The sequence below is a fragment of the Halomonas sp. MES3-P3E genome (genome assembly GCF_002836035.1).
GTDB lineage: Bacteria > Pseudomonadota > Gammaproteobacteria > Pseudomonadales > Halomonadaceae > Vreelandella > Vreelandella arctica.
This window is the reverse complement of record NZ_PJBT01000187.1, coordinates 102,266-122,874: the sequence shown is the minus strand read 5'-3', so window position 1 is coordinate 122,874 and position 20,609 is coordinate 102,266. Positions and strand designations below refer to the sequence as shown.

The following is a 20,609-nucleotide window of genomic DNA, read 5'->3' as shown; positions in this document are numbered from 1 at the left end:
TCGTTTATCTCCTAATATCGCCCAGGAAGCGGGCATCCCGCTCAAGGCGAATACGTTCGTCTTGCTGAGCCTGCAGTGTGAATACAATGTCGTGACTGGGTTGCTGTAGTTCGTCAGGGCTAGCGGTCACTGTAACGACTTCTAAGCGCGACTCACCCGCAGGCACGTCAATCATATTGCTATCTAAGGCTAAACTGGGCAGCCCGGAAACGCTCAGCTGGTAAGTGTGATCCTGGTCATCAAGGTTACGAATGGTCAGGGTAAACACATTACTAATCAGGCCGTCGCGGGTCGTTTGGTAAAGTTGGGTGCGCTCGCGCTCAGCGTCAAAGTTAAGTGGCATGCGGTCATTAATCGCCCAGGCAAAAGTGCCTATCATTAGCACCAATGCGGCAAAGTAGCCTAGCAGGCGAGGGCGCATGATATGGCTCTTTTTGCCCTCAAGCGCGTTTTCGGTAGTGTAGCGTATCAGCCCCCGCGGGTAGCCCATTTTGTCCATTACGCTGTCGCAGGCGTCGATGCAGGCGGCGCAGGTGATGCACTCATACTGCAGTCCGTCACGGATATCGATACCGGTAGGGCATACCTGAACGCAAAGATCGCAATTGATACAGTCGCCGTATCCTGCTTCACGGGCCTCTAGATGGCTCAGGCTTTTAGGGCGATGGCCACGGGGTTCACCACGGGACTCATCGTAGGAGACAATCAGTGTGTCACGGTCAAACATCACCGATTGAAAACGGGCATAGGGGCACATATAAATGCACACCTGTTCACGCAGCCAACCCGCGTTCAGGTAAGTGAATACCAGGAAAAAGCCCACCCAGAAGTAGGACCAGCCATGGGCTTCAAGGGTGGGGAGCTCTGTCACTAAATCACGAATTGGCGTGAAGTAACCCACAAAGGTGATGCCGGTAGCGAGCGCTATCAATAGCCAAGCAGTGTGCTTAGCAGTTTTTCGCCAAGCCTTATCCGCCGTCATCGGTTGATTGTCGAGCTTGATACGCCGATTGCGCGAGCCTTCGATGCGGTGTTCAAGCCAGATAAACAGAAAGGTCCAAACGCTTTGCGGGCAGGTATAACCACACCACACCCGGCCCGCAAAAACGGTAATAAAAAACAGCCCAAAAGCACAAATGATCAACAGCCACGATAGCAGTATGAACTCCTGCGGATAGAACGTGGCGGTAAAGATATGGAATTCGCGATTAGGCAGATCGAACAGAATGAGGGGCCGGTTGCCAACATTGATCCAGGGCAATAGGAAAAACATCAGCATTAACGCCCAGTTAGTACTGCGGCGTAGTTTCTGGAAAATACCTTTAATTTCTCGCACATAAATGTGACGCCGTTTGGCGTACATTTCCTGAGTAACCGGTTGTTGTGGAGGCGTGTGATGCCCCACCGGATTCGGCGTGACGTCTTGGGTTGGTATCTTTTCCATGGCGGTATTCCCGGCTCAGAAGGCAGGAGAGGTAGCACCCCCAGTCTCATGAAGGCGAGTGCATGGTCAATATTGTATCGGGTTGTGCATAAAGAAAGGGTGCGGTTTGAGGCCGCACCCTTTCTTGGCGAGTATGGCTGAGCAGTTAATCAGTCCGCTAAGCGCAGGCTATACACGTAGGCGGCGACCAGGTGAACACGCTCTTCACCAATATAAGCCGCTTGCGCTGGCATATGACCGTTACGGCCATTGCGTAGCGTTTGACGGATGGAGTCACCTACTTCTTGGCCGGGCGCCAAGTAGAGCCAGGTATTGTCGGTCAAGTTAGGCGCGCCGAGGGCTGTATTACCCGTGCCGCTTGGGCCGTGGCAAGCCGCACAGACTGCTGTGAAAGTGCTTTCGCCCTGTTCAGCTTGTGCCTCGTCATGCGCTTCATCAGACAGTGAGAGCACGTATTGAGACAGGTTCTCAATATTGTTTTGCCCCAGCTGCTGCCAGGAAGGCATCAGACCGTTACGGCCATTCGTCAGCGTTTGAACGATATTGTCGGGCTCTCCGCCGTACAGCCAGTCGTCGTCGGTCAGGTTGGGGAAGCCGTAACCGCCCTGAGCGTTGGAACCGTGACACACCGCGCAGTTGTTTTGGTAGATACGTTCAGCAACCTGCATCGCCTCGGGATCTTCGGCAAGCTCAGGAATGGGCACTTCCTGATACTGGGCAAAAATCGGTGTGAAACGCTCTTCGGCCTGAGCGACTTCCTCTTCCCACTGGCCCTCTTGCGACCAGCCCAGTATCCCCGCGTAGTTGCCCAAGCCGGGATAAAACACCAGGTAGCCCAGTGCAAAGACCACCGTCAAGACGAATAGCTGAAACCACCACTTTGGCAGTGGGTTGTCATACTCTTCGATGCCATCGGCGGCATGGCCCGTGGTTTCAACGTTACCGTCCGCGTCAGGCGTTTTATCGGTGCGGCGGTTGGCCAGTAGTATCCATACGCTCAGCGCGATCGTGCCCAGCGTAATGATAATGATCCAGGCGCTCCAGAAGCCGGATAGGGAGTCACCCCATAGATTGTTCATAACTTCTTATCTCCCCTGTCGTCGCGGGAATGCGCTTCGCTGTCGCGTTCACGCGAAGCGTGCTTGTCACTGGTCGGTAGCTCATCGTCGTCGGCAAAGGGCAAATTAGCCGCTTCGTCGAAATCTGGCTTGCGTCGCTTGGAGTACGCCCAGAGGGCGATGCCAATAAACGCGAAAATCAAGATTAGCGTGATGAGACCGCGAAAAGTTCCCGTATCCATAACTTAGCGAGTGCCCTCGAGCACGGTTCCCAGCTGCTGTAGGTACGCGACCAGGGCAGTGATTTCCTGAGTACCGCGAACATCGTCAGTTGCGTTGGCAATATCTTCGTCGGTGTACGGCACGCCTAGCTGGCGCAGGGTGCGCATTTTAGCGGGAGTAGCGTCACCATCGAGGGTATTTTCAAACAGCCAGGGGTAAGCCGGCATAACCGATTCAGGGACTACATCTCGGGGATTGTAGAGGTGAGCACGGTGCCAGTCGTCGCTATAGCGGCCGCCAACACGCGCCAGATCTGGCCCGGTACGCTTGGAACCCCATAGGAAGTTGTGCTCGTAAACCTGCTCACCTGCCACATTGTAGTGGCCGTAGCGCTCGGTCTCCGCGCGGAACGGACGCACCATTTGCGAGTGACAGCCCACGCAGCCCTCGCGGCGGTAGATGTCACGGCCTTCCAGCTCCAGAGCAGACAGCGGCTCCAGGCCTTCAACCGGCTCGGTGGTCTGCTTCTGGAAAAACAGCGGCACCACCTCAGCCAAGCCGCCGAAACTGATCACGACAAGGATCAACACGGCAAGCAGGCCAACGTTTTTTTCGACAATCTCGTGTTTCATTGGTCTCAACTTCCCCGGTTTAGGCAGCTTGTGGCGCTGAATGGCTGATAGCCTCACGACGTTTAACGGTCATGTACACATTGAACGCCATGATCAGCATACCGGTGACCCAGAAGAGGCCGCCGATTAAGCGAACAAAGTAGCCCGGCCCGCTGGCTTCAACGGATTCAACGAAGGTGTACATCAAGGTGCCGTCAGGGTTGATCGCACGCCACATCAGGCCCTGCAGAATACCGTTTACCCACATGGAGGCGATATACAGCACGGTACCGATCGTGGCCAGCCAGAAGTGCACGGCGATCAGGTTGACCGAGTACATTTCAGTGCGACCGAATACGCGCGGGATCAGGTGGTACATTGAGCCGATAGTGATCATCGCTACCCAGCCGAGCGCACCGGAGTGAACGTGGCCAATGGTCCAGTCCGTGTAGTGCGACAGCGCGTTGACCGTTTTAATGGCCATCATCGGGCCTTCAAACGTCGACATGCCGTAGAACGATAGGGCCACTACCAAGAAGCGCAGTGTCGGATCCGTGCGCAGCTTATGCCAGGCGCCTGACAAGGTCATCATGCCGTTGATCATGCCGCCCCAAGAGGGCGCCAACAGGATGATCGACATGATCATGCCCAGCGACTGTGCCCAGTTCGGCAGCGCCGTGTAGTGCAGGTGGTGCGGACCTGCCCACATGTAAATCATGATCAGCGCCCAGAAGTGGACGATGGAAAGACGGTAAGAGTAGATCGGTCGCTCAGCCTGCTTCGGCACGAAATAGTACATCATGCCCAGGAAGCCAGCGGTCAGGAAAAAGCCTACCGCGTTATGGCCGTACCACCACTGCACCATGGCATCCACCGCACCAGCGTAGATCGAGGTGGAGTACATTGGGGTAACCGGGATCGCCGCGTTGTTGACGATATGCAGCACTGCAACGGTTAAAATAAACGCCGCAAAGAACCAGTTCGCCACATAAATATGCGACGTGGTGCGCTTTTTAATCGTCATCAGGAACACGATGGCATAGCTGATCCAAACGACTGCAATCAATATATTGATCGGCCACTCTAGCTCAGCGTACTCCTTGGTCGTGGTGTAGCCCATGGGGAGCGACACGATCGCTGAGATAATAACGGCTTGCCAGCCCCAGAACGTAAAGGCCGCCAGCCTGTCCGAGAATAGCCGTGTCTGGCACGTTCGTTGGACAACGTAATAGGACGTTGCAAAGAGCGCTGAGCCACCAAAGGCGAAGATAACGGCGTTAGTATGTAACGGACGCAGGCGCCCGAAGCTAGTCCAAGGTAGGCCGAGGTTCAGCTGCGGCCAGACCAGTTGGGAGGCAAGGATAACGCCAAGCGCCATACCTACGATGCCCCACACAACGGTCATAATCGCGAACTGCCGAACCACCTTGTAATTGTAGGTCGGGTGTTCCAATGCTGTGCTCATTTCATGTTCCCATCGAACGCGGTTAGGGGGTAACCCGTGGCATTTTGCACGGATGCGGCCACCCGCTTGATGATGCAGGTCAAGATCCGACGAGGATTCTAGCGCAGCCGAGGCTTAAGCTGAACATGCCAATAGGTTAATCATTGAATTATTAGGAGCGGTGCATGTCACATTACGCTTTGTCTGACTATATTTCGCTAACGCCAGACGCATTAAACGAAGAGACTCATCTCGACTCAAACGGCTGTTATCTGGTGCAGGGCATGGGGCCGTTGGCGGTTCATGGTGAGGCCAAGATAGGACGCTTGCTGTTTGCCCATGGCGCTGGCGCCGGCCAGCAGTCCGCTTTCATGCGTCAATTTGTCACCTCTTTGGCTGGGCGGGGCATACAAGTTCTATGTATTGATTTCCCCTATATGCAGCAAATGCAGGAAACCGGCAAGCGACGCCCACCGCCGCCGATCGCGCAGACGCTTGCCCAGTTTGCCGAGTGGTATGCGCTACTTGATTCCCTGTTTGACGGGCCGCTGTGGGTTGGGGGGAAATCAATGGGCGGCCGCGTGGCGACGCTGTTAGCCAGTCAACAACCGTGCCCTGGTGTCGTGGTGGCCGGTTACCCGTTTCATCCCACCAAAGTGCCGGAAAAGCTTCGTTTGGAACACTGGCCGACGATTACTTGCCCCATGCTAGTGATACAAGGCGAGCGAGATCCTTTCGGTACTCAGGAGGAGGTCACAAGCTATACGCTGCCCGCTAATGCACAGCTGGCTTGGCTGAAAGATGGCGATCACGATTTCAAGCCACGGCGCTCTTCTGGGCTAACGCAAACGTTTTTGATTGACGAAGCCACCCAGGTTGCGGCATCCTTCGTCCGCGTTCACAGCCAAGGCTTGAAAGAAGAGGGCAACGCGCTAGCTTAAAAGCAGTTTTTAAGCGCAGCATGTTGACATTGAAACAACCTTCTGTAGAATGCAGCGCCACGTGACCAGCGGGTGGTTAGCTCAGTTGGGAGAGCACCAGCCTTACAAGCTGGGGGTCACTGGTTCGAACCCAGTACCACCCACCATATTTAGTAATCGCTAAAATGGTTGGAATCGTGAAGTAAAAAGTAAGATTAAGCTTTGATGTGCATAACGGACCGGTAGTTCAGTCGGTTAGAATGCCGGCCTGTCACGCCGGAGGTCGCGAGTTCGAGTCTCGTCCGGTCCGCCAACATCAAATCAGTATCTGCTTTATGAGCAAGTAGCATTAAAGTACGTTATCGCTATTCGGACCGGTAGTTCAGTCGGTTAGAATGCCGGCCTGTCACGCCGGAGGTCGCGAGTTCGAGTCTCGTCCGGTCCGCCACGATAACTGCTAAGCAAGGTTGATAAGTGCCTGTAGGACTTATTAGCAGATTGGGTGGTTAGCTCAGTTGGGAGAGCACCAGCCTTACAAGCTGGGGGTCACTGGTTCGAACCCAGTACCACCCACCATCGCCTACCATTTAAAGCGCCTCTGAACCGCTGCAAATGCTATGCATACGATGGTTGTAGTAGTAATGCGCCTTAACGTGGACCGGTAGTTCAGTCGGTTAGAATGCCGGCCTGTCACGCCGGAGGTCGCGAGTTCGAGTCTCGTCCGGTCCGCCATTAAGCGTTTAGATTGAAAATGTAATATCGGCATCAGCCGAACGAATTCCAAAAAAAGCCCGGATCATTGATCCGGGCTTTTTTATTGCGTGCAGCCCGTAGGCTGCACGCTAGCCTTAGCCGATAGCGCTGACACCCGCTTTGGCAACTTGTACGTCCTGGTCGGGTTTAACGCCGGAAATGCCCACGGCACCCACCACATGGCCATCCACTGTGATCGGCACGCCACCTGAAAGTAGACCCTGCAGCGGCGCAGAAATAAACGCTGTACGGCCGCCGTTAATCATCTCTTCAAATACCTGGGTCTCTTTACGACCTAGCGCTGCGCTGCGCGCTTTTTGCGTGGCAACATCGGCACTGAAAGGGGCGGCACCATCTAAGCGGCGCAGGCCCAATAAGTGGCCGCCGTCGTCGGTTACTGCGATAGTGACCGGCCAGTTATTGCTGTCGGCTTCTTTTTGCGCCGCGTCTAATACATTGATGACATCGGCTTGAGCGAGGATGGCTTTTGTTTGCATGGTGTAATCCTTTTTAAGGCAGGGAGTGAGTCGCCGCGCTATTAAGTAGCAGCGCGGCGGTAGGGGTTAAAGAGTAACCACTAGCGCTAGGGAAGTGCCGCATCGACGATTTCAACCCAGTGGCGCACCGGCGTACGGTTGGCGCCAGCCAAGTGGGTTTGACAGCCGATATTGGCAGTGACAATCATCTCTGGATTACCGGCCTCCAGGGCATTGAGCTTATTGTCGCGCAGTTGGGTGGCAATTTCCGGTTGAGTAATCGAGTAAGTGCCCGCCGAGCCGCAGCAGAGGTGCGCATCCTGCACCGGCGTTAACGAAAAGCCGAGCTTGGTGAGTACGCCTTCCACTGCACCGTTAAGCTTTTGCGCGTGTTGCAGCGTACAAGGGCAGTGAAATGCCAGCCGCTTGGATTCTTTAACGTTCAATGCTTCCAGGGGCTCATCGCGCAAGATTTCGACAATGTCTTTGGCCAAGGTGCTGACCTTTTGCGCTTTAACGGCGTACTCAGGATCATCCTTGAGCATATAGCCATACTCTTTAACAAAGGCGCCGCAACCGCTGGCGGTTTGAACGATGGCTTCAGCGCCTTGTTCAATGTAGGGCCACCAAGCGTCGATATTGGCGCGCATACGAGCCCGCCCATCGTCCTGGGCGTTGAGGTGAAAATCAACCGCGCCACAGCAGCCTGCTTCAGCCACCGGCGTTACACTAATGCCGAGCCGATCTAGGATCCGCGCGGTAGCCGCATTGGTATTGGGTGACAGCCCCGGCTGCACGCAGCCTTCCAGAATCAGCACTTGCCGGGTATGACGGTGCGCATCAGGGCGTACGCCTGCATCTATCGGTTCAGCGGGCATTTTATTGCGTAGCTTGCTAGGCACCAGCGGCTTAAAGGTTTGACCCAGCTTTAGCAGCGCCTGAAAGCGTTTAGGTTCGACCATCATCTTACGCAGCGCATAGCGCTGAGCCCGCTCGCCAGCAGGGCGGGGCACCCGGCGCTCAATTTCGGCACGGCCAATGTTGAGCAGCTTGTGGTACTCCACGCCTGAAGGGCAGGTGGTTTCACAGTTAAGGCAGGTCAGGCAGCGGTCAAGGTGCAGGCGAGTCTCTTCGGTGACCTGGTCGTCATCGTCGCGGCTCTCAAGCAGCTCCTTCATTAGATAGATGCGTCCGCGGGGGCCGTCACGCTCATCGCCCAACAGCTGGTAGGTGGGGCAGGTGGCGTTACAGAAACCGCAGTGAACGCAGGTGCGCAAAATGCTATCTGCTTCCTGAATGTGCGGCTTCTGACGGTCGGCATCGGTAAATTGCGTCTGCATGTCAGCTCTCCTGATTAAAACGCCGCATAAAGACGACCGGGATTGAATATGCCATGGGCATCCAGCTCCGCCTTTAAGTTACGATGATATTTTTCCACCACCGCATTCAGCGGTGTGAAAGGCTCAACGGCGCCGCCCTGGGCATGGGGTGTGTAACAGGTGGCATGGCCGCCTACTGCTTTGCAGGCGGCGCGCAGCGTATCAGCGTCCAGCGCTGTTTTTACCCAGCGCTGACTGCCTGCCCAGTCGTAAAAAATATCGGTTTCGGCAATATCCAGGTTCAGCGGCGCGGTATTGGGCGGCAGCGATAGCCGCCACAATGCTTGGCCGTCGTTGAGCTGGAAAAATGGATGGCTATGGTCGCGTAGGGATGTCCAGAAGCTTGGATCAAGCGATTCGCCGCCTAAGCGCTCCTGGGTTGCCTGTACTGAGCTTTTACCCCCCTCTAGGCGCAGAAAGAGCTCACCGTTATGCCAGGCAGCCGCCGTGATCGGTAGCGGCTGACGGCCCAGCTCGGCCAGCTTTTTCAGCGCATCGTTAAGGTTGAGCGATAAACGCAGGCTGTGCGTGGCGTTAGGGATCGGCAGCACCTTAAACGAAATATCGGTCAGTACGCCAAGCGTTCCCTGGGCGCCAGCCATCATGCGCGAAAGATCGTAACCGGCGACATTCTTCATCACTTCGCCACCAAAGCGCAGCAGCTTGCCCTCTTGAGTGATTATCCGTGTGCCGAGCACAAAATCCCGCGCCGCACCCGCCCAGGGGCGGCGTGGGCCGGAAAGGCCGGTCGCAACGGCACCACCAATGGTCGAGGCTTCGCCAAACATGGGCGGCTCAAACCCTAACATTTGGTGTTTTTCTGCCAGCGCAGCTTGAAGGGCGCTTAGCCGCGTGCCAGCGCGCACGGTGACGATCAATTCCACCGGGTCGTAGCTGACAATGCCACTATGTTCGGCCATCTGCAGCGCTTGGCCTTCCACCGGTCGGCCATAAAAAGCGCGGGTATCTCCGCCTACAATACGTAGCGGAGTGCGTGCGTCATATGCACTGCGCACCTGCTCACACAGCGTGTCAGCGATATCGCGGTCGGCGGCATGCATCGCTAGTTCGGTCATGGTCTATTCCAATATTTATTTTGCCTAGTGGTTATCTTGACTAGGTCACTATTAAAAACGGGGCAGATCCGGGTGCGGCAGTTCGTTATTGTGAACATGCATGGCGCCAAACTCTGCGCAGCGCGCCAGGGTTGGAATATTCTTGCCGGGGTTGAGCAGTCGCTTAGGGTCAAATGCCGCTTTCAGGGCATGAAAAACGCTAATCTCATCCGGCTGGAACTGGCTGCACATTTGGTTGATCTTTTCGCGCCCAACACCGTGCTCACCTGTGATCGAGCCGCCTGCCGCGACACAAAGCTCAAGAATCTTGCCGCCCACCTCTTCGGCAAGCGCCAACTGTCCCTCTTTATTGGCATCAAACAGGATCAGCGGGTGCATGTTGCCATCACCTGCGTGGAATACGTTGGCAACTGCCAGGCCGCTTTCCTCGGAAAGCGCGGCAATGCCTTTGAGTACGCGGGGGAGTTCGCGGCGTGGAATCGTGCCGTCCATGCAATAATAATCGGGTGACATACGGCCCACTGCAGGAAAGGCATTCTTACGCCCGGCCCAGAACTTGGCGCGCTCGGCTTCATCGCGGGCCTGCTGGATATTGGTGGCCCCAGCTTTTTCAAGTACCCGCCGTACGGTATCGCAATCGTCGTCCACGTCGGCTTCTACGCCATCCAGCTCGCAGAGCAAAATCGCTTCGGCGTCGAGGGGGTAGCCTGCTTTGACAAAATCTTCGGCGGCTTTGATGGCAAGTTTATCCATCATCTCCAGGCCGCCGGGGATAATGCCAGCGGCAATAATGTCGCCCACGGCGCGTCCCGCTTTTTCGACATCGTCGAAGCTGGCCATCAGTACTTTGGCGGTTTCGGGCTTGGGCAGCAGCTTAACGGTAATTTCGGTGACCACGCCAAGCATGCCTTCTGAGCCATTCATCAACGCCAGCAGATCAAAGCCGGGCGCATCGAAAGACTCGGCGCCCAAGGTCATGTGCTCTCCCTCAATGGTGAGCACGTCGACGCGCATCACGTTATGCACTGTCAGGCCGTATTTGAGGCAGTGTACGCCACCAGCATTTTCGGCCACGTTACCGCCGATCGAGCAGGCAATTTGCGAGGAGGGGTCCGGCGCGTAGTAAAGTCCGTAAGGCGCAGCAGCTTCAGAAATTGCCAGGTTACGCACGCCAGGCTGAACCCGCGCCATGCGGGCATCGGGGTCCACACTCAGTATTTTGCTAAAGCGCGACATGACCAGCAGCACGCCTTGCTCCAGTGGCAGCGCGCCGCCAGAAAGGCCAGTGCCCGCGCCGCGGGTAACGACGGGCACGCCCAGCGCATAGCAGCGCTTCAGCAGCCCTTTTACCTGCTCCAGGGTTTCAGGCAGTGCCACCAGCATCGGTAGCACGCGATAGGCCGCTAGCCCATCGCACTCAAAGGGGCGGAGGTCTTCTTCACGGTGCAGCAGCGTCATATCCGGGACCGCTTGCTGCAGGTCGCTCAAGACCTCGCTTTTATCTCGCTGAACCAATTCGCCGTCCAGACGCTCATCAAAGAGGATATTCATCACGACATCCCATGCTTATTATCATTAAAGGCAAACGTTGAAAATTTAGGCGCATACCGCCAGCTAGCATGGCCTCAATTTGAGCTTTTTTTATCCATCTGTCTAGGTGGTGGTGCATTGGTCTGACCAGTAATTGGTCGACAGTGATGCCTTCTTTGTTTAGTACTGGGTGAAGTGCTGGCAAGCTGGTCATATTGCCCATCAGGAGAGTTACCATGGCAGCAGAAAATCAAGCCTTGTCACCCGGGCAGCGAAGGCCGGATCAAGTGGCCACCCGGCTTGAGCGGCTTATTCTTGATGGCGTTTTTCGCCCCGGCCAGCTGCTTCCTTCGGAACGACGGCTGTGTGACCGGTTGGGCGTCTCCCGCGCATCGCTGCGCGAGGGATTAAGAATTCTGCGCAGCAAAGGAATTATCGATACCCGGCAGGGCCACGGCTCAACGGTAGCTACGCTACTGCCCGTCAGCAATCAAAGCCCTTTAATGCACTTGTTTAAAGACCATCCACGTACGCTGTTTGATCTGCTGGAAGTGCGTGCTTTACTGGAAGGGGAGTCGGCGTGGTTAGCGGCAAACAGAGGCACTTCCGCCGACCGAGTGTTGATCACGCGGCGTTATCGTGAAATGGCCGACTACGTGGAATCAGCCGAGACGATCGATGTCGAGCGTCTTGCCAGGCTCGATCACGCTTTTCATTTAGCGGTTTCCCAAGCCTCGCACAACCCGGTACTGGTACACACGCTGCAAAGCCTGACCGACTTACTGCTTAGCTCGGTTTTCGCTTCGGTCAAACACCTTTATCATTTGCCGGTACCGCGGGCGATGATCAATCAGCAGCATGCCCAATTGCATGATGCCGTTGTCAGCGGCGAGGCGGCGCAGGCAAAACAGGTAGCGCTGGAGCATCTCTCCAGCATTAGCCAGCTGCTGCGTGATTTAGAGGTAGAGCATGATCGGCTGGAGCGCTCCTCCATGCGCCTTGAAGAGTGGCAGTAGAAAAGCCAAGCACCAAGGGCCAAGAGTCCAAAACACCAATAACAACCCAGGAGGTTAATGTGGCACTTTATCAATACGGCGAGCATCGCCCAGAGGTTCACGACGACGTTTACATTGCGGAAACGGCAGATGTTATCGGCCAGGTCACCTTAAAGGCGCGCTCAAGCGTTTGGTATCAAGCCGTGTTGCGCGGTGATACCGACCATCTTGAAGTAGGTGAGGAGAGCAATATCCAGGATGGCGCCGTGCTGCACGCAGACCCAGGCTTTCCGCTCAAGGTAGGTAAAGGCGTAACGGTAGGGCACCAGGCGATGCTGCATGGCTGCACCATCGGTGACGGCTGCCTGATTGGTATCCAGGCGGTCGTGCTTAATGGTGCGGTGATCGGCGAGAACAGCTTGGTGGGTGCCGGTGCCTTTATTAAGGAAGGCGCAGTGTTTCCGCCCAACTCGCTAATCGTCGGCTCGCCGGCCAAGGTAGTGCGGGAGCTTTCCGAAGAAGTCGTGGCGGGACTGAAGAAGAACGCTCAAAGCTATGTTGAACGCGGCAAACTCCATAGCCAGCAGCTAAAACGCATTGATTAACGCGTAAAACTAGATGTGCTAAATAGCAACCCCCCAGGCCTTGGCCTGGGGGGTTGCGTTTCTAGCATCGTTATTACCGCCAGTTCTACTTCATGGTCACATTAACGGATCCGTTACGCCAATCACGTAGAACGCAATGAGAGCGATGATACCGGTAAAGATAAGGTAGTAGATCGTCGGCAGAATCGTCTTACGGATGGTGGCCCCTTCACGGCCGAGCAGGCCCACCGTTGCTGATGCCGCAACCACGTTGTGGATAGCGATCATATTACCCGCCGCCGCACCGACTGCTTGTAGTGCCACCATCATGGAGGTGGAAAGGCCCAGGGTTTCAGCAACACTGAACTGGAATTCTGCCAGCATCAGGTTCGAAACCGTGTTGGAGCCTGCGATGAAGGCGCCCATCGCACCGACCGCCGGGGCAAAGAAGGGGTAGATGCCGCCAACACTGTCGGCCACCGCCTGTGCCATCATCACCGGCATCGAGACCAGGTCCGCACCGTTAACGCCGGAGTTGATCAGGATACGTACCATCGGCACGGTAAAGATCAGCACGAAGCCAGCACCAAAAATGGTTTTAGTGGATTCCGACACCGCTGCGCTCATCTTTTGCGGATTCATGCGATGCAGGAAGTAGGTCACGATAACCACGGCCAGGATGATACCGCCCGGCAGGTAGAGCGGCTGAACACCGCCGCTAACACCCGCTTCACCCAGAATATTGTTCCAGCTAAGGTTAATCGAGGTCAGCGCGACGCGTAGCGGTTCGATGGTGCGCGAAGCGACCAGGAATAGCGCCAGCAATACGTAGGGTACCCAGCCTTTGAAGGTGGACATCGGGGCTCTGCCGACAACGTCATCCAGCTTGATCTGCAGGTTGCCGATCCACTCGTCTGGCCACGAAGTCGATTCAGGGAAGTCCCAGGTATCTTTAGGCATCAGGAAGCCGCGTTTGGCCGCCGGAACCACAATCGCCAAGCCTACCATCGCGCCGATCATCGACGGGAACTCAGGGCCAAGCAGCACGCCTACCAGCATGTAAGGCACCACGAAGCAGATACCGGTGAAGATGGCGAAGGGAGTAATCGACAGCCCCTCTTTCCAGGAGCGGTTAGCGCCGAAGAAACGCACCATGACGGTGACCAGAATCAGCGGCATTAAAATACCCACGATGCCGTGAGTGATCGCCACTTCGCTGGTTACCAGTTGGAAGAAGACATCCCAGCTGGAGCCTACCGAGTCAAGTTCAGTGGTAATGCCCGCCCGATCCAAGCCGCTACCAACACCCACCACAATAGGTGTACCTACTGCGCCAAAGGAGACCGGTGTTGATTGGATCATCATACCCACGACGACTGCCGCAAGAGCCGGGAAGCCGAGCGCGACCATCAGCGGTGCCGCCACGGCGGCTGGTGTACCGAAGCCAGACGCGCCTTCGATAAAGCAGCCGAACAGCCAAGCAACAATCAGCGCCTGTACGCGACGGTCAGGGCTAATACCGGAGAAGCCATTACGGATAGCCGTAATACCGCCGGAGTGCTTAAGCGTGTTAAGCAGCAGGATGGCACCAAAAATAATCCATAAAAGGCCAGCGGTTTGGATCAAGCCTTGAATGGTGGAAGCCGCGACACGGCTAAACGACATATCCCAAACGGTTAAGCCAATGATGGCGGCTGTCAGGAAGACGAGAGGCATCGCTATCTTGGCAGGTATTTTAAACCCAACGAGTAAAATACCGGCCATCAACAGCGGCAAGAAGGCCAGAAGTGCAAGTATCGTTTCATTCATGGAAGGAACTGCCCCTTGTTATTAATTTGGTATGCTCCGCAATAATCGCCCGGCGTTTGTATCGCCAGCCGGGTGTAGTAGAAAGATACGTTTAGGCTAACCAGATGACTACATTGGAAAATTGGTCTTACCAGTGTAACGGTCGTTTTGAACGTAAGCTTGCGCTACTGGTTTTTACCTAATTGGTTGTTTTTAAATTATTTTTAGGTGGATTTTCAAGGCGTGTGCCCAGCTGGCCCATTAGACTAATAGACAGTGCTAAGTAGTCTCTCTTGCACGGTTAGATGGTTGGGCTCATTGTTAACTACGCTAAATGTGTAAAAGAGCTTTCTAAGCCCTTTTTACCCATTGTTTTCACCAATGATCCTCTCAACAAAAAGGCGGTAGTGATGGCACTAAAGCTTTATGACCTGTGTGGCCGAGATGAACGGCTACGCTTTTCACCTTATTGCTGGCGCGTGCGCATGGCGCTCGCCCATAAAGGCTTGGAATTCACCACCGTGGCGTGGCGATTCCTCGACAAAAAAGCGTTGGAGTTTGCTGACTACGACAAAGTGCCGGTGCTCTGCGATGGCGATAAAGTGGTGACTGATAGCTTTGAAATCATGCGCTATCTGGATAAAGCCTATCCCGACGCTCCCATGCTGGGTGAAGGGGCCAGTTATCAGCGGGTTTTACTGTTCAAATACTTTGTTGAACGTAGCGTAACACCAGCACTGTTTCGCATTATTGCCATGGATCTGCTTGCGGCCATTCACCCAGACGATCGCGACTATTTCCGCAAAACTCGTGAAGCGCGGTTTGGTTGCACATTAGAAGAGTTCCATCAGCCAGAGCAGGGCAAACAGCAGCTCAAGCAGGTATTAGCACCTGTGCGCGACTTGCTACGGGACAGCGCCTTTTTAGACGGCGATGCACCTGCCGGTTCCGATTACCTACTGTTCGGCAGCATGATGTGGGCGCACGTCGTATCGACACAGACGCTAGTAGAGGCTGGCGACCCGGTCGATGAATGGTTTAAGCGTATGCTCAGCGTACACGGTGGGGAAGCTAGCAAGGCCCTGACCGTGCGTGATCTATAACGCCAACTGCGCGATATAGCTGACAGGGGCGGTACGCTAACGTACCGCCTGATTAATATGAAAGCTTGGTAAACTCATGGCGAGTGAATCAACGTTTTCAACAAGGAGATGGCAATGATTGACCTGTACTACTGGACAACACCTAACGGCCACAAAATCTCCATCATGCTCGAAGAAGCCAAACTGGCGTATCGAGTGAAGCCAATTAATATCGGCCGCGGTGAGCAGTTTGACCCTGAGTTTCTCACCATCGCCCCTAATAACCGCATTCCCGCCATTGTCGATCACGCGCCAAAGGATGGCGGGCAGCCGCTTTCGATGTTTGAGTCTGGCGCGATTCTGGAATACCTCGCCGATAAGAGCGGTCTTTTCCTGCCTGCTGCGGGCCGCGAACGCTACATCGTGCTGCAGTGGCTACACTGGCAAATGGGCGGTTTAGGCCCGATGGCAGGCCAAAACCACCACTTTTGCCACTACGCCCCGCAGAAAATTGAGTACGCCATCGAGCGTTACGTGCGTGAAACCAATCGCCTTTACAGCGTGTTGGATCAGCGCCTGGCGAATCACACTTATGTGGGCGGCGATGACTATTCGATTGCCGACATGGCGATCTACCCCTGGATTGTGCCCTGGGAAAAACAGCGTCAAACCATTGAAGAGTTTCCCGACCTGGAGCGCTGGTTTGAGATGGTCAAAGCACGCCCAGCCGTACGCCGGGCGTACGCATTGGTTGAAGAAGTAAATCCCCAGGCAGGTGTGGAAATGGACGAGCAAGCGCGTAAGCATTTGTTCGGTAACCGCTAGTCGTCGGGGTGCCGACAGCGTTTTGCACTAACCAGAAGTGAGCAGGCGCAGCATGAGTAAAAAACCATGTTGCGCTGCACAAAAAGCACTGCTAGCTTTAATGGCAGCAGAGGCAACAGCCTGGCTAACAACCGCCTAATGAGACGTGTTTATGTGCTAGCTCACACCTGGAGATATGAAGATGACGAAAGCTACTGATAAGACAACGCAACAGTTTGAATCCGCTTTTGTTTCACCCATGCGTTCTTACACTTTAACCGCCCTTGATTACTACGATCAGCTTTTCAGTGCGCAGATGGACGCTTTCCGTGCCTACTCTGATATGGCAATTTCACAAGCGCGCACTTGGCTTGATGTAAAAGACGCTGATAGTTTCAAGAAAGCGATGGAAAGTCAGCAGAAAACAGCCAGTGAATTCATGGAACGCGTAAAAGGTGACACTGAAAAAGTGACATCAATCGGTAAAAGTTTCGCTCAAGATAGCCAGCAACATGCGGAAGAATCCACGAAGAACGTGGTAGAAAAAGCGAAACAATAAGTTAGCTTTAGACTATCTAAAAGCGCTTTGCCCTATAGGGGCGCGGCGCTTTTTTGTATCTAGCTAACGGCAAAAGGTGTAATGACCGTTAACGCTTAGCTTTAGATTCAGCTTCAGCTTCTGCAGCAGCTAGCTTGGCTTGCCGGTCAGGCTTGCCCGGTAAGATGGCATCCAGCAATAAAGCGGCGAGGGCGGCAGGCACTAAGCCCGACTTAAGCAACAGCCCCAATTGACCAGGCATGGTTTCTGAGATTGCCTCGACGGCAGGCAGACCGATCCCCAGGCTTAGTGACACGGCGATGATCAGCATATTGCGCTGATCCAGCTCGCACTCTTTGATGATTTTAAGCCCCGCCGATGCGATCATACCGAACATCACTACGCCTGCTCCGCCAAGTACCGCAGGCGGCATGGCGGCGACCAGCCCACCCAGCTTGGGAAATAGCCCCATGGCGATTAATAGCAGCCCGCCGATAGTCACCACGTGGCGACTGACTACGCCAGTGAGGGTAATTAGGCCAACATTTTGCGCATAAGCGGTGTTGGGCAGGGTGTTGAAAACGGCGGCAAATGAAGTCGCTACCCCATCGGCCATAACGCCGCCAGAGAGCTCTCGGTCTTTTGCGGGGCGGCCAGCCCCGGTGGTGGTAATCGCGGAGATATTGCCAATCGTTTCTAGCCCCACCACAAACATAATCAGCGTCATGCCGATGATCGCGGTGCCTGAAAACGTCATGCCGTATTCCAGCGGCTTGGGCAGTGCGAACCAGGCAGCGTTACTTAGCGAGGTAAAATCGACCTTGCCAAGAGCGATGGCCACCGCGTAGCCAGCCATTAAGCCAAACAGAATGGAAGAGGCTTTAATAAAGCCCCGTCCATACTGGTGAATGGCAATCGTCACGCTGAGGACAAACAGCGCCAACAGCAAGTTACCAGGCGATGCGAAGTCATCCGCGCCAACGCCACCCGCGGCGTAATTGAGGCCTACCGGCATCAACGTAATACCGATCAGCAGCACCACGATGCCGGTCACTACCGGCGAGAACCAGTGGCGAATCTTCTTTAAAAAAGCGCCGAGAACAATTTGCAGCAGCCCAGCCACAAAGGAAGCACCGAGCACAGCGGGCAGGCCAAATGCTTTAGCCAATGGTAGTGCCACCGGCAAAAAACCAAAGCTGGTGCCCTGCACAATAGGCAGGCGGGCGCCTATTGGTCCAATACCGATGGTTTGTACCAGAGTGGATACCCCCGCCACAAACAGCGCCACCTGGATTAAAAAGATCTGCTCCGCCGGATTGGCGCCAATCACGCCGGCAATAATAATTGGCGGCGTTACGTTACCCGCGAACATGGCCATGATGTGCTGTAGGCCGAGTGGAATCGCTTTTGAGAGCGGCGGCATCGCATCAGGGTTTTGATTGATAGTACGCGAAGGCCGCGTTTGGGCATCGGGCGGAGAAGACATTAGGGAGCCTTTATTCGCAGTGGGTGGCATTGTTTATTTATTGCATCCAGTTACTAATAAAAGTGTATACAAGAAATAAATGCAAGCAGCCATTGGCGAATAGTCTTTAACGCTTCAGCTTATTGTTCGGCACGCGCCCTTAACCGAAAACGTGCAATACGGATAATTTGCTCAATGGCCGTTTGTCGTTCGGTGGCTGCGTCGTTGTGCAGGCGCTTTTCAAAGGCAGCAAGAATGTCATGCCGATCTAGCCCTTTAACGGCAATCACGAAAGGAAAACCGAACTTCTCCTTGTACGCAGCGTTAAGGTCTTCAAAGCGCGCAAACTCCTCAGGGCTGCACTGGTCGAGCCCGGCGCCTGCCTGTTCGCTGGTTGAATCTTGAGTGAGTTCACCTGCCATGGCGGCTTTGCCTGCCAAGTCTGGGTGCGCCTGAATCACTTTAATTTGCTGTTCACTGCTTGCCTGCTGCAACATAAGACCCATCAGCGCGGCCAGTGCGTCGGGCGCATCGTGGGCGTCAGTCAGGCCATGCTGCCAAGCCGCTTCGGCTACCCAGGGGGAGTGCTCATAAACATCCCCATAGTGATGGGTAAGCATTTCCAGGCTGCACTGACTCGGTGCGGGGGAAAGCAGTAACGGGTGAGTTGTAGGCATTGGCACTCTCCAAAACGAATAATATTAAAGCGACGATTGTTCAAATGTGCTGGAATGGAATTACTGTATACAATAAATAGCAGTAACGGTACTCTTTGACCAATAGGTCAAGACAACCAAACAACGTTATAAATAAGGAGTGGCCATGGGGCGTTTAACCACCCACGTACTGGATACCGCCAGAGGTCAGCCCGGTCAGGGCATTATCATTGAGGTGTTTCACCTTACCGGCAGTGATCGCCAGCATCTGAGTACCGTCATCACCAACAGTGACGGGCGTTGCGATGCACCTATTTTAGAAGGTGATGCGCTTACACCAGGGGAGTATGAGCTGGTGTTCCATGCCGGTGATTACCTGCGTGCCCAGGGCGTTGAAGCTAATGAGCCGCGCTTTTTAGACGTAATCCCGCTGCGCTTTGGCGTTGCCGATGCCAGCCAGCACTACCATGTGCCGCTACTCCTCTCGCCCTATGGCTACTCAACTTATCGCGGTAGCTGATTTGTCTGAAACCTGGCTGCTCTCGCTGAGTTTTCAGGCAAACCTAACGGGATTTATTTTATGCAAGCGTACCTAATCGAGTTTGTTAACTTACTGCTGCGCTGGCTGCATGTGATTGCTGCCATCGCCTGGATCGGTGAGTCGATCTATTTTGTCATGCTGGATAATAGCCTGCGCGCACCGAAAGCTGAGGAGGACCGCGAGAAGGGCGTCTTTGGTGAAATGTGGTCGGTGCATGGCGGTGGTTTTTACCACAACCAGAAGTACGCCACCGCGCCCGCCAAGCTACCCAACGATCTGCACTGGTCATTCTGGAAAGCCTATACCACCTGGCTTTCCGGCTTTGCGCTGTTTGTGATTCTCTACATGGTCAATCCGGGCTTCTATCTGGTAAACCCCAATAGCCCCTGGGAGTGGGCCGCCAACATGACCGGCTGGCAGGCCAACGTGCTGGCACTGGCATTTCTACTCGGTGGCTGGGTGGTTTATAACGAGCTGTGTAAGCGCATTAGCCCCAACATGGATCGCGACGGCCTGCTCAGCATTGCGGTTGCCGTGATGATGGTGATAGTTGCCTATCTAAGCACGCAAATGTTTACCGGCCGCGCCGCCTTACTACTCACTGGCGCGGTGATGGCGACGGCGATGTCGGCTAACGTCTTCTTCTGGATTATCCCCGGCCAGCGCCGCATGGTAAAAGCCATGAAGGCAGGTGATGCCCCCAATCCGCTGGATGGCAAACGCGGCAAGCAGCGCTCGGTGCATAACACCTACTTCACGCTGCCGGTCGTGTTGCTGATGGTGAGTAATCACTACTCCTTTATTTACTCCCACGAGCTTGCCTGGGTGGTGATGGTGCTGTTTATCTTTGCCGGTGCCTTGATCCGTCAGTTCTTTGTATTGATGCATGCAGGCAAAACCCAGCCCGCCTATCCCGCCTTTGGGGTAGGGCTTATTCTGTTAGCCTTTTGGGTGGCGGCGCCGAGTGCTTCATCACCGAGCGGTGATGAAGGTGCGCAAGGGCCGGATCAGGCGCAAATCACTGGCTTGATCGAGCAGCACTGTGTTCAGTGCCACGCTCGCAACCCCGAACACGCCGGTTTTTCAGCGCCGCCCGCCGGGTTTGCTTTCGATAGCTGGGATGAGATTCTGAGCCAAAAGGCGCAAATTCAGCAGGTTGTCGCCAGCCAATATATGCCGTTGGGCAATATGACCAACATGAGCGATGAAGAGCGCGATATCATCGCCGCTTGGGAGGAATGAT

Annotated in this window: 20 protein-coding genes and 5 tRNA genes; 13 read left to right on the top strand and 12 right to left on the bottom strand. The window is 54.9% G+C overall.

The window, feature by feature from the left end; genetic code table 11:
* Window positions 1-4: 4 nt before the first annotated feature.
* The 5 genes from ccoG to ccoN form a co-directional block, all read right to left on the bottom strand.
* Entirely contained in the window at window positions 5-1,444 is a 1,440-nt protein-coding gene (ccoG, locus tag CXF87_RS17290; protein WP_101147526.1) for a cytochrome c oxidase accessory protein CcoG, read from the bottom strand.
* 149 nt (window positions 1,445-1,593) lie between these two features.
* Window positions 1,594-2,523 carry a cytochrome-c oxidase, cbb3-type subunit III gene (gene ccoP / locus CXF87_RS17285; RefSeq protein ID WP_101147525.1) on the bottom strand — a complete coding sequence of 310 codons (930 nt, stop codon included), beginning with the start codon at window positions 2,521-2,523 and terminating at the stop codon, window positions 1,594-1,596.
* A complete protein-coding gene (locus CXF87_RS17280; RefSeq protein ID WP_035585415.1) occupies window positions 2,520-2,744 on the bottom strand; it encodes a CcoQ/FixQ family Cbb3-type cytochrome c oxidase assembly chaperone in 225 nt (74 codons plus the stop codon). Before CXF87_RS17280 ends, ccoP begins: the two co-directional genes overlap by 4 nt.
* A gap of 3 nt (window positions 2,745-2,747) precedes the next feature.
* Window positions 2,748-3,356, bottom strand: a complete 609-nt coding sequence (gene ccoO / locus CXF87_RS17275; protein WP_088699417.1) for a cytochrome-c oxidase, cbb3-type subunit II — start codon at window positions 3,354-3,356, stop codon at window positions 2,748-2,750.
* Between the two features lie 19 nt (window positions 3,357-3,375).
* Complete coding sequence (gene ccoN, locus CXF87_RS17270; protein ID WP_101147524.1) at window positions 3,376-4,800, bottom strand: cytochrome-c oxidase, cbb3-type subunit I; 1,425 nt, start codon at window positions 4,798-4,800, stop codon at window positions 3,376-3,378.
* Window positions 4,801-4,964: 164 nt separating this feature from the next.
* Here ccoN and CXF87_RS17265 point away from each other — a divergent pair, with 164 nt between their 5' ends.
* The 6 genes from CXF87_RS17265 (at window position 4,965) to CXF87_RS17240 (ending at window position 6,431) form a co-directional block, all read left to right on the top strand.
* Window positions 4,965-5,720 carry an alpha/beta fold hydrolase gene (locus CXF87_RS17265; RefSeq protein ID WP_101147523.1) on the top strand — a complete coding sequence of 252 codons (756 nt, stop codon included), beginning with the start codon at window positions 4,965-4,967 and terminating at the stop codon, window positions 5,718-5,720.
* A gap of 70 nt (window positions 5,721-5,790) precedes the next feature.
* Window positions 5,791-5,866: transfer RNA gene (locus CXF87_RS17260), tRNA-Val, on the top strand.
* A 69-nt stretch (window positions 5,867-5,935) separates the two neighbouring features.
* Window positions 5,936-6,012, top strand: a tRNA-Asp gene (locus CXF87_RS17255).
* Window positions 6,013-6,070: 58 nt separating this feature from the next.
* A tRNA-Asp gene (locus CXF87_RS17250) sits at window positions 6,071-6,147 on the top strand.
* A gap of 52 nt (window positions 6,148-6,199) precedes the next feature.
* Window positions 6,200-6,275: transfer RNA gene (locus CXF87_RS17245), tRNA-Val, on the top strand.
* Between the two features lie 79 nt (window positions 6,276-6,354).
* A tRNA-Asp gene (locus CXF87_RS17240) sits at window positions 6,355-6,431 on the top strand.
* 116 nt (window positions 6,432-6,547) lie between these two features.
* Here the strand turns inward: CXF87_RS17240 and CXF87_RS17235 are convergent.
* The 4 genes from CXF87_RS17235 to glcD all read right to left on the bottom strand — a co-directional run bounded on the left by CXF87_RS17235 (window position 6,548) and on the right by glcD (window position 10,934).
* Window positions 6,548-6,949, bottom strand: a complete 402-nt coding sequence (locus CXF87_RS17235; RefSeq protein ID WP_008955984.1) for a heme-binding protein — start codon at window positions 6,947-6,949, stop codon at window positions 6,548-6,550.
* Window positions 6,950-7,035: 86 nt separating this feature from the next.
* Window positions 7,036-8,268, bottom strand: a complete 1,233-nt coding sequence (glcF, locus tag CXF87_RS17230) for a glycolate oxidase subunit GlcF (RefSeq protein ID WP_101147522.1) — start codon at window positions 8,266-8,268, stop codon at window positions 7,036-7,038.
* A 14-nt stretch (window positions 8,269-8,282) separates the two neighbouring features.
* Window positions 8,283-9,383 carry a glycolate oxidase subunit GlcE gene (gene glcE / locus CXF87_RS17225; protein WP_101147521.1) on the bottom strand — a complete coding sequence of 367 codons (1,101 nt, stop codon included), beginning with the start codon at window positions 9,381-9,383 and terminating at the stop codon, window positions 8,283-8,285.
* Between the two features lie 51 nt (window positions 9,384-9,434).
* Window positions 9,435-10,934, bottom strand: a complete 1,500-nt coding sequence (gene glcD, locus CXF87_RS17220) for a glycolate oxidase subunit GlcD (protein WP_101147520.1) — start codon at window positions 10,932-10,934, stop codon at window positions 9,435-9,437.
* A 215-nt stretch (window positions 10,935-11,149) separates the two neighbouring features.
* Between glcD and glcC the strand changes: the two genes are divergently transcribed.
* Both glcC and CXF87_RS17210 read left to right on the top strand, forming a co-directional pair.
* Window positions 11,150-11,929 carry a transcriptional regulator GlcC gene (gene glcC, locus CXF87_RS17215; protein WP_101147519.1) on the top strand — a complete coding sequence of 260 codons (780 nt, stop codon included), beginning with the start codon at window positions 11,150-11,152 and terminating at the stop codon, window positions 11,927-11,929.
* A 59-nt stretch (window positions 11,930-11,988) separates the two neighbouring features.
* On the top strand, window positions 11,989-12,513 hold the full coding sequence (locus tag CXF87_RS17210) for a gamma carbonic anhydrase family protein (RefSeq protein WP_101147518.1): 525 nt from the start codon (window positions 11,989-11,991) through the stop codon (window positions 12,511-12,513).
* Between the two features lie 96 nt (window positions 12,514-12,609).
* Here the strand turns inward: CXF87_RS17210 and CXF87_RS17205 are convergent, their stop codons facing one another.
* Window positions 12,610-14,301 carry an L-lactate permease gene (locus tag CXF87_RS17205; RefSeq protein WP_101147517.1) on the bottom strand — a complete coding sequence of 564 codons (1,692 nt, stop codon included), beginning with the start codon at window positions 14,299-14,301 and terminating at the stop codon, window positions 12,610-12,612.
* 389 nt (window positions 14,302-14,690) lie between these two features.
* On the opposite strand from CXF87_RS17205, the gene CXF87_RS17200 reads away from it, so the two are divergent.
* The 3 genes from CXF87_RS17200 (at window position 14,691) to CXF87_RS17190 (ending at window position 16,725) form a co-directional block, all read left to right on the top strand.
* Window positions 14,691-15,383: a glutathione S-transferase family protein gene (locus CXF87_RS17200; protein WP_101147538.1), complete on the top strand. Its 693-nt coding sequence runs from the start codon at window positions 14,691-14,693 to the stop codon at window positions 15,381-15,383.
* Between the two features lie 114 nt (window positions 15,384-15,497).
* On the top strand, window positions 15,498-16,187 hold the full coding sequence (locus CXF87_RS17195) for a glutathione binding-like protein (RefSeq protein ID WP_008955992.1): 690 nt from the start codon (window positions 15,498-15,500) through the stop codon (window positions 16,185-16,187).
* Window positions 16,188-16,368: 181 nt separating this feature from the next.
* Complete coding sequence (locus CXF87_RS17190; RefSeq protein ID WP_101147516.1) at window positions 16,369-16,725, top strand: phasin family protein; 357 nt, start codon at window positions 16,369-16,371, stop codon at window positions 16,723-16,725.
* 88 nt (window positions 16,726-16,813) lie between these two features.
* Here CXF87_RS17190 and CXF87_RS17185 read toward each other — a convergent pair whose 3' ends face one another.
* Window positions 16,814-18,190, bottom strand: a complete 1,377-nt coding sequence (locus CXF87_RS17185; protein WP_101147515.1) for a uracil-xanthine permease family protein — start codon at window positions 18,188-18,190, stop codon at window positions 16,814-16,816.
* A gap of 119 nt (window positions 18,191-18,309) precedes the next feature.
* A complete protein-coding gene (gene uraD, locus CXF87_RS17180; protein ID WP_101147514.1) occupies window positions 18,310-18,846 on the bottom strand; it encodes a 2-oxo-4-hydroxy-4-carboxy-5-ureidoimidazoline decarboxylase in 537 nt (178 codons plus the stop codon).
* 145 nt (window positions 18,847-18,991) lie between these two features.
* Here uraD and uraH point away from each other — a divergent pair, with 145 nt between their 5' ends.
* Window positions 18,992-19,345, top strand: a complete 354-nt coding sequence (gene uraH / locus CXF87_RS17175) for a hydroxyisourate hydrolase (protein ID WP_101147513.1) — start codon at window positions 18,992-18,994, stop codon at window positions 19,343-19,345.
* 60 nt (window positions 19,346-19,405) lie between these two features.
* A complete protein-coding gene (locus tag CXF87_RS17170; RefSeq protein WP_101147512.1) occupies window positions 19,406-20,608 on the top strand; it encodes a urate hydroxylase PuuD in 1,203 nt (400 codons plus the stop codon).
* The last annotated feature ends 1 nt before the right edge of the window (window position 20,609 follow it).

Coding starts and splice junctions, on each gene's coding strand:
- ccoG (WP_101147526.1), bottom strand. CDS start 1,444: ATGGAAAAGATACCAACCCAAGACGTCACGCCGAATCCGGTGGGGCAT.
- ccoP (WP_101147525.1), bottom strand. CDS start 2,523: ATGAACAATCTATGGGGTGACTCCCTATCCGGCTTCTGGAGCGCCTGG.
- CXF87_RS17280 (WP_035585415.1), bottom strand. CDS start 2,744: ATGGATACGGGAACTTTTCGCGGTCTCATCACGCTAATCTTGATTTTC.
- ccoO (WP_088699417.1), bottom strand. CDS start 3,356: ATGAAACACGAGATTGTCGAAAAAAACGTTGGCCTGCTTGCCGTGTTG.
- ccoN (WP_101147524.1), bottom strand. CDS start 4,800: ATGAGCACAGCATTGGAACACCCGACCTACAATTACAAGGTGGTTCGG.
- CXF87_RS17265 (WP_101147523.1), top strand. CDS start 4,965: ATGTCACATTACGCTTTGTCTGACTATATTTCGCTAACGCCAGACGCA.
- CXF87_RS17235 (WP_008955984.1), bottom strand. CDS start 6,949: ATGCAAACAAAAGCCATCCTCGCTCAAGCCGATGTCATCAATGTATTA.
- glcF (WP_101147522.1), bottom strand. CDS start 8,268: ATGCAGACGCAATTTACCGATGCCGACCGTCAGAAGCCGCACATTCAG.
- glcE (WP_101147521.1), bottom strand. CDS start 9,383: ATGACCGAACTAGCGATGCATGCCGCCGACCGCGATATCGCTGACACG.
- glcD (WP_101147520.1), bottom strand. CDS start 10,934: ATGAATATCCTCTTTGATGAGCGTCTGGACGGCGAATTGGTTCAGCGA.
- glcC (WP_101147519.1), top strand. CDS start 11,150: ATGGCAGCAGAAAATCAAGCCTTGTCACCCGGGCAGCGAAGGCCGGAT.
- CXF87_RS17205 (WP_101147517.1), bottom strand. CDS start 14,301: ATGAATGAAACGATACTTGCACTTCTGGCCTTCTTGCCGCTGTTGATG.
- CXF87_RS17200 (WP_101147538.1), top strand. CDS start 14,691: ATGGCACTAAAGCTTTATGACCTGTGTGGCCGAGATGAACGGCTACGC.
- CXF87_RS17195 (WP_008955992.1), top strand. CDS start 15,498: ATGATTGACCTGTACTACTGGACAACACCTAACGGCCACAAAATCTCC.
- CXF87_RS17190 (WP_101147516.1), top strand. CDS start 16,369: ATGACGAAAGCTACTGATAAGACAACGCAACAGTTTGAATCCGCTTTT.
- CXF87_RS17185 (WP_101147515.1), bottom strand. CDS start 18,190: ATGTCTTCTCCGCCCGATGCCCAAACGCGGCCTTCGCGTACTATCAAT.
- uraD (WP_101147514.1), bottom strand. CDS start 18,846: ATGCCTACAACTCACCCGTTACTGCTTTCCCCCGCACCGAGTCAGTGC.
- uraH (WP_101147513.1), top strand. CDS start 18,992: ATGGGGCGTTTAACCACCCACGTACTGGATACCGCCAGAGGTCAGCCC.
- CXF87_RS17170 (WP_101147512.1), top strand. CDS start 19,406: ATGCAAGCGTACCTAATCGAGTTTGTTAACTTACTGCTGCGCTGGCTG.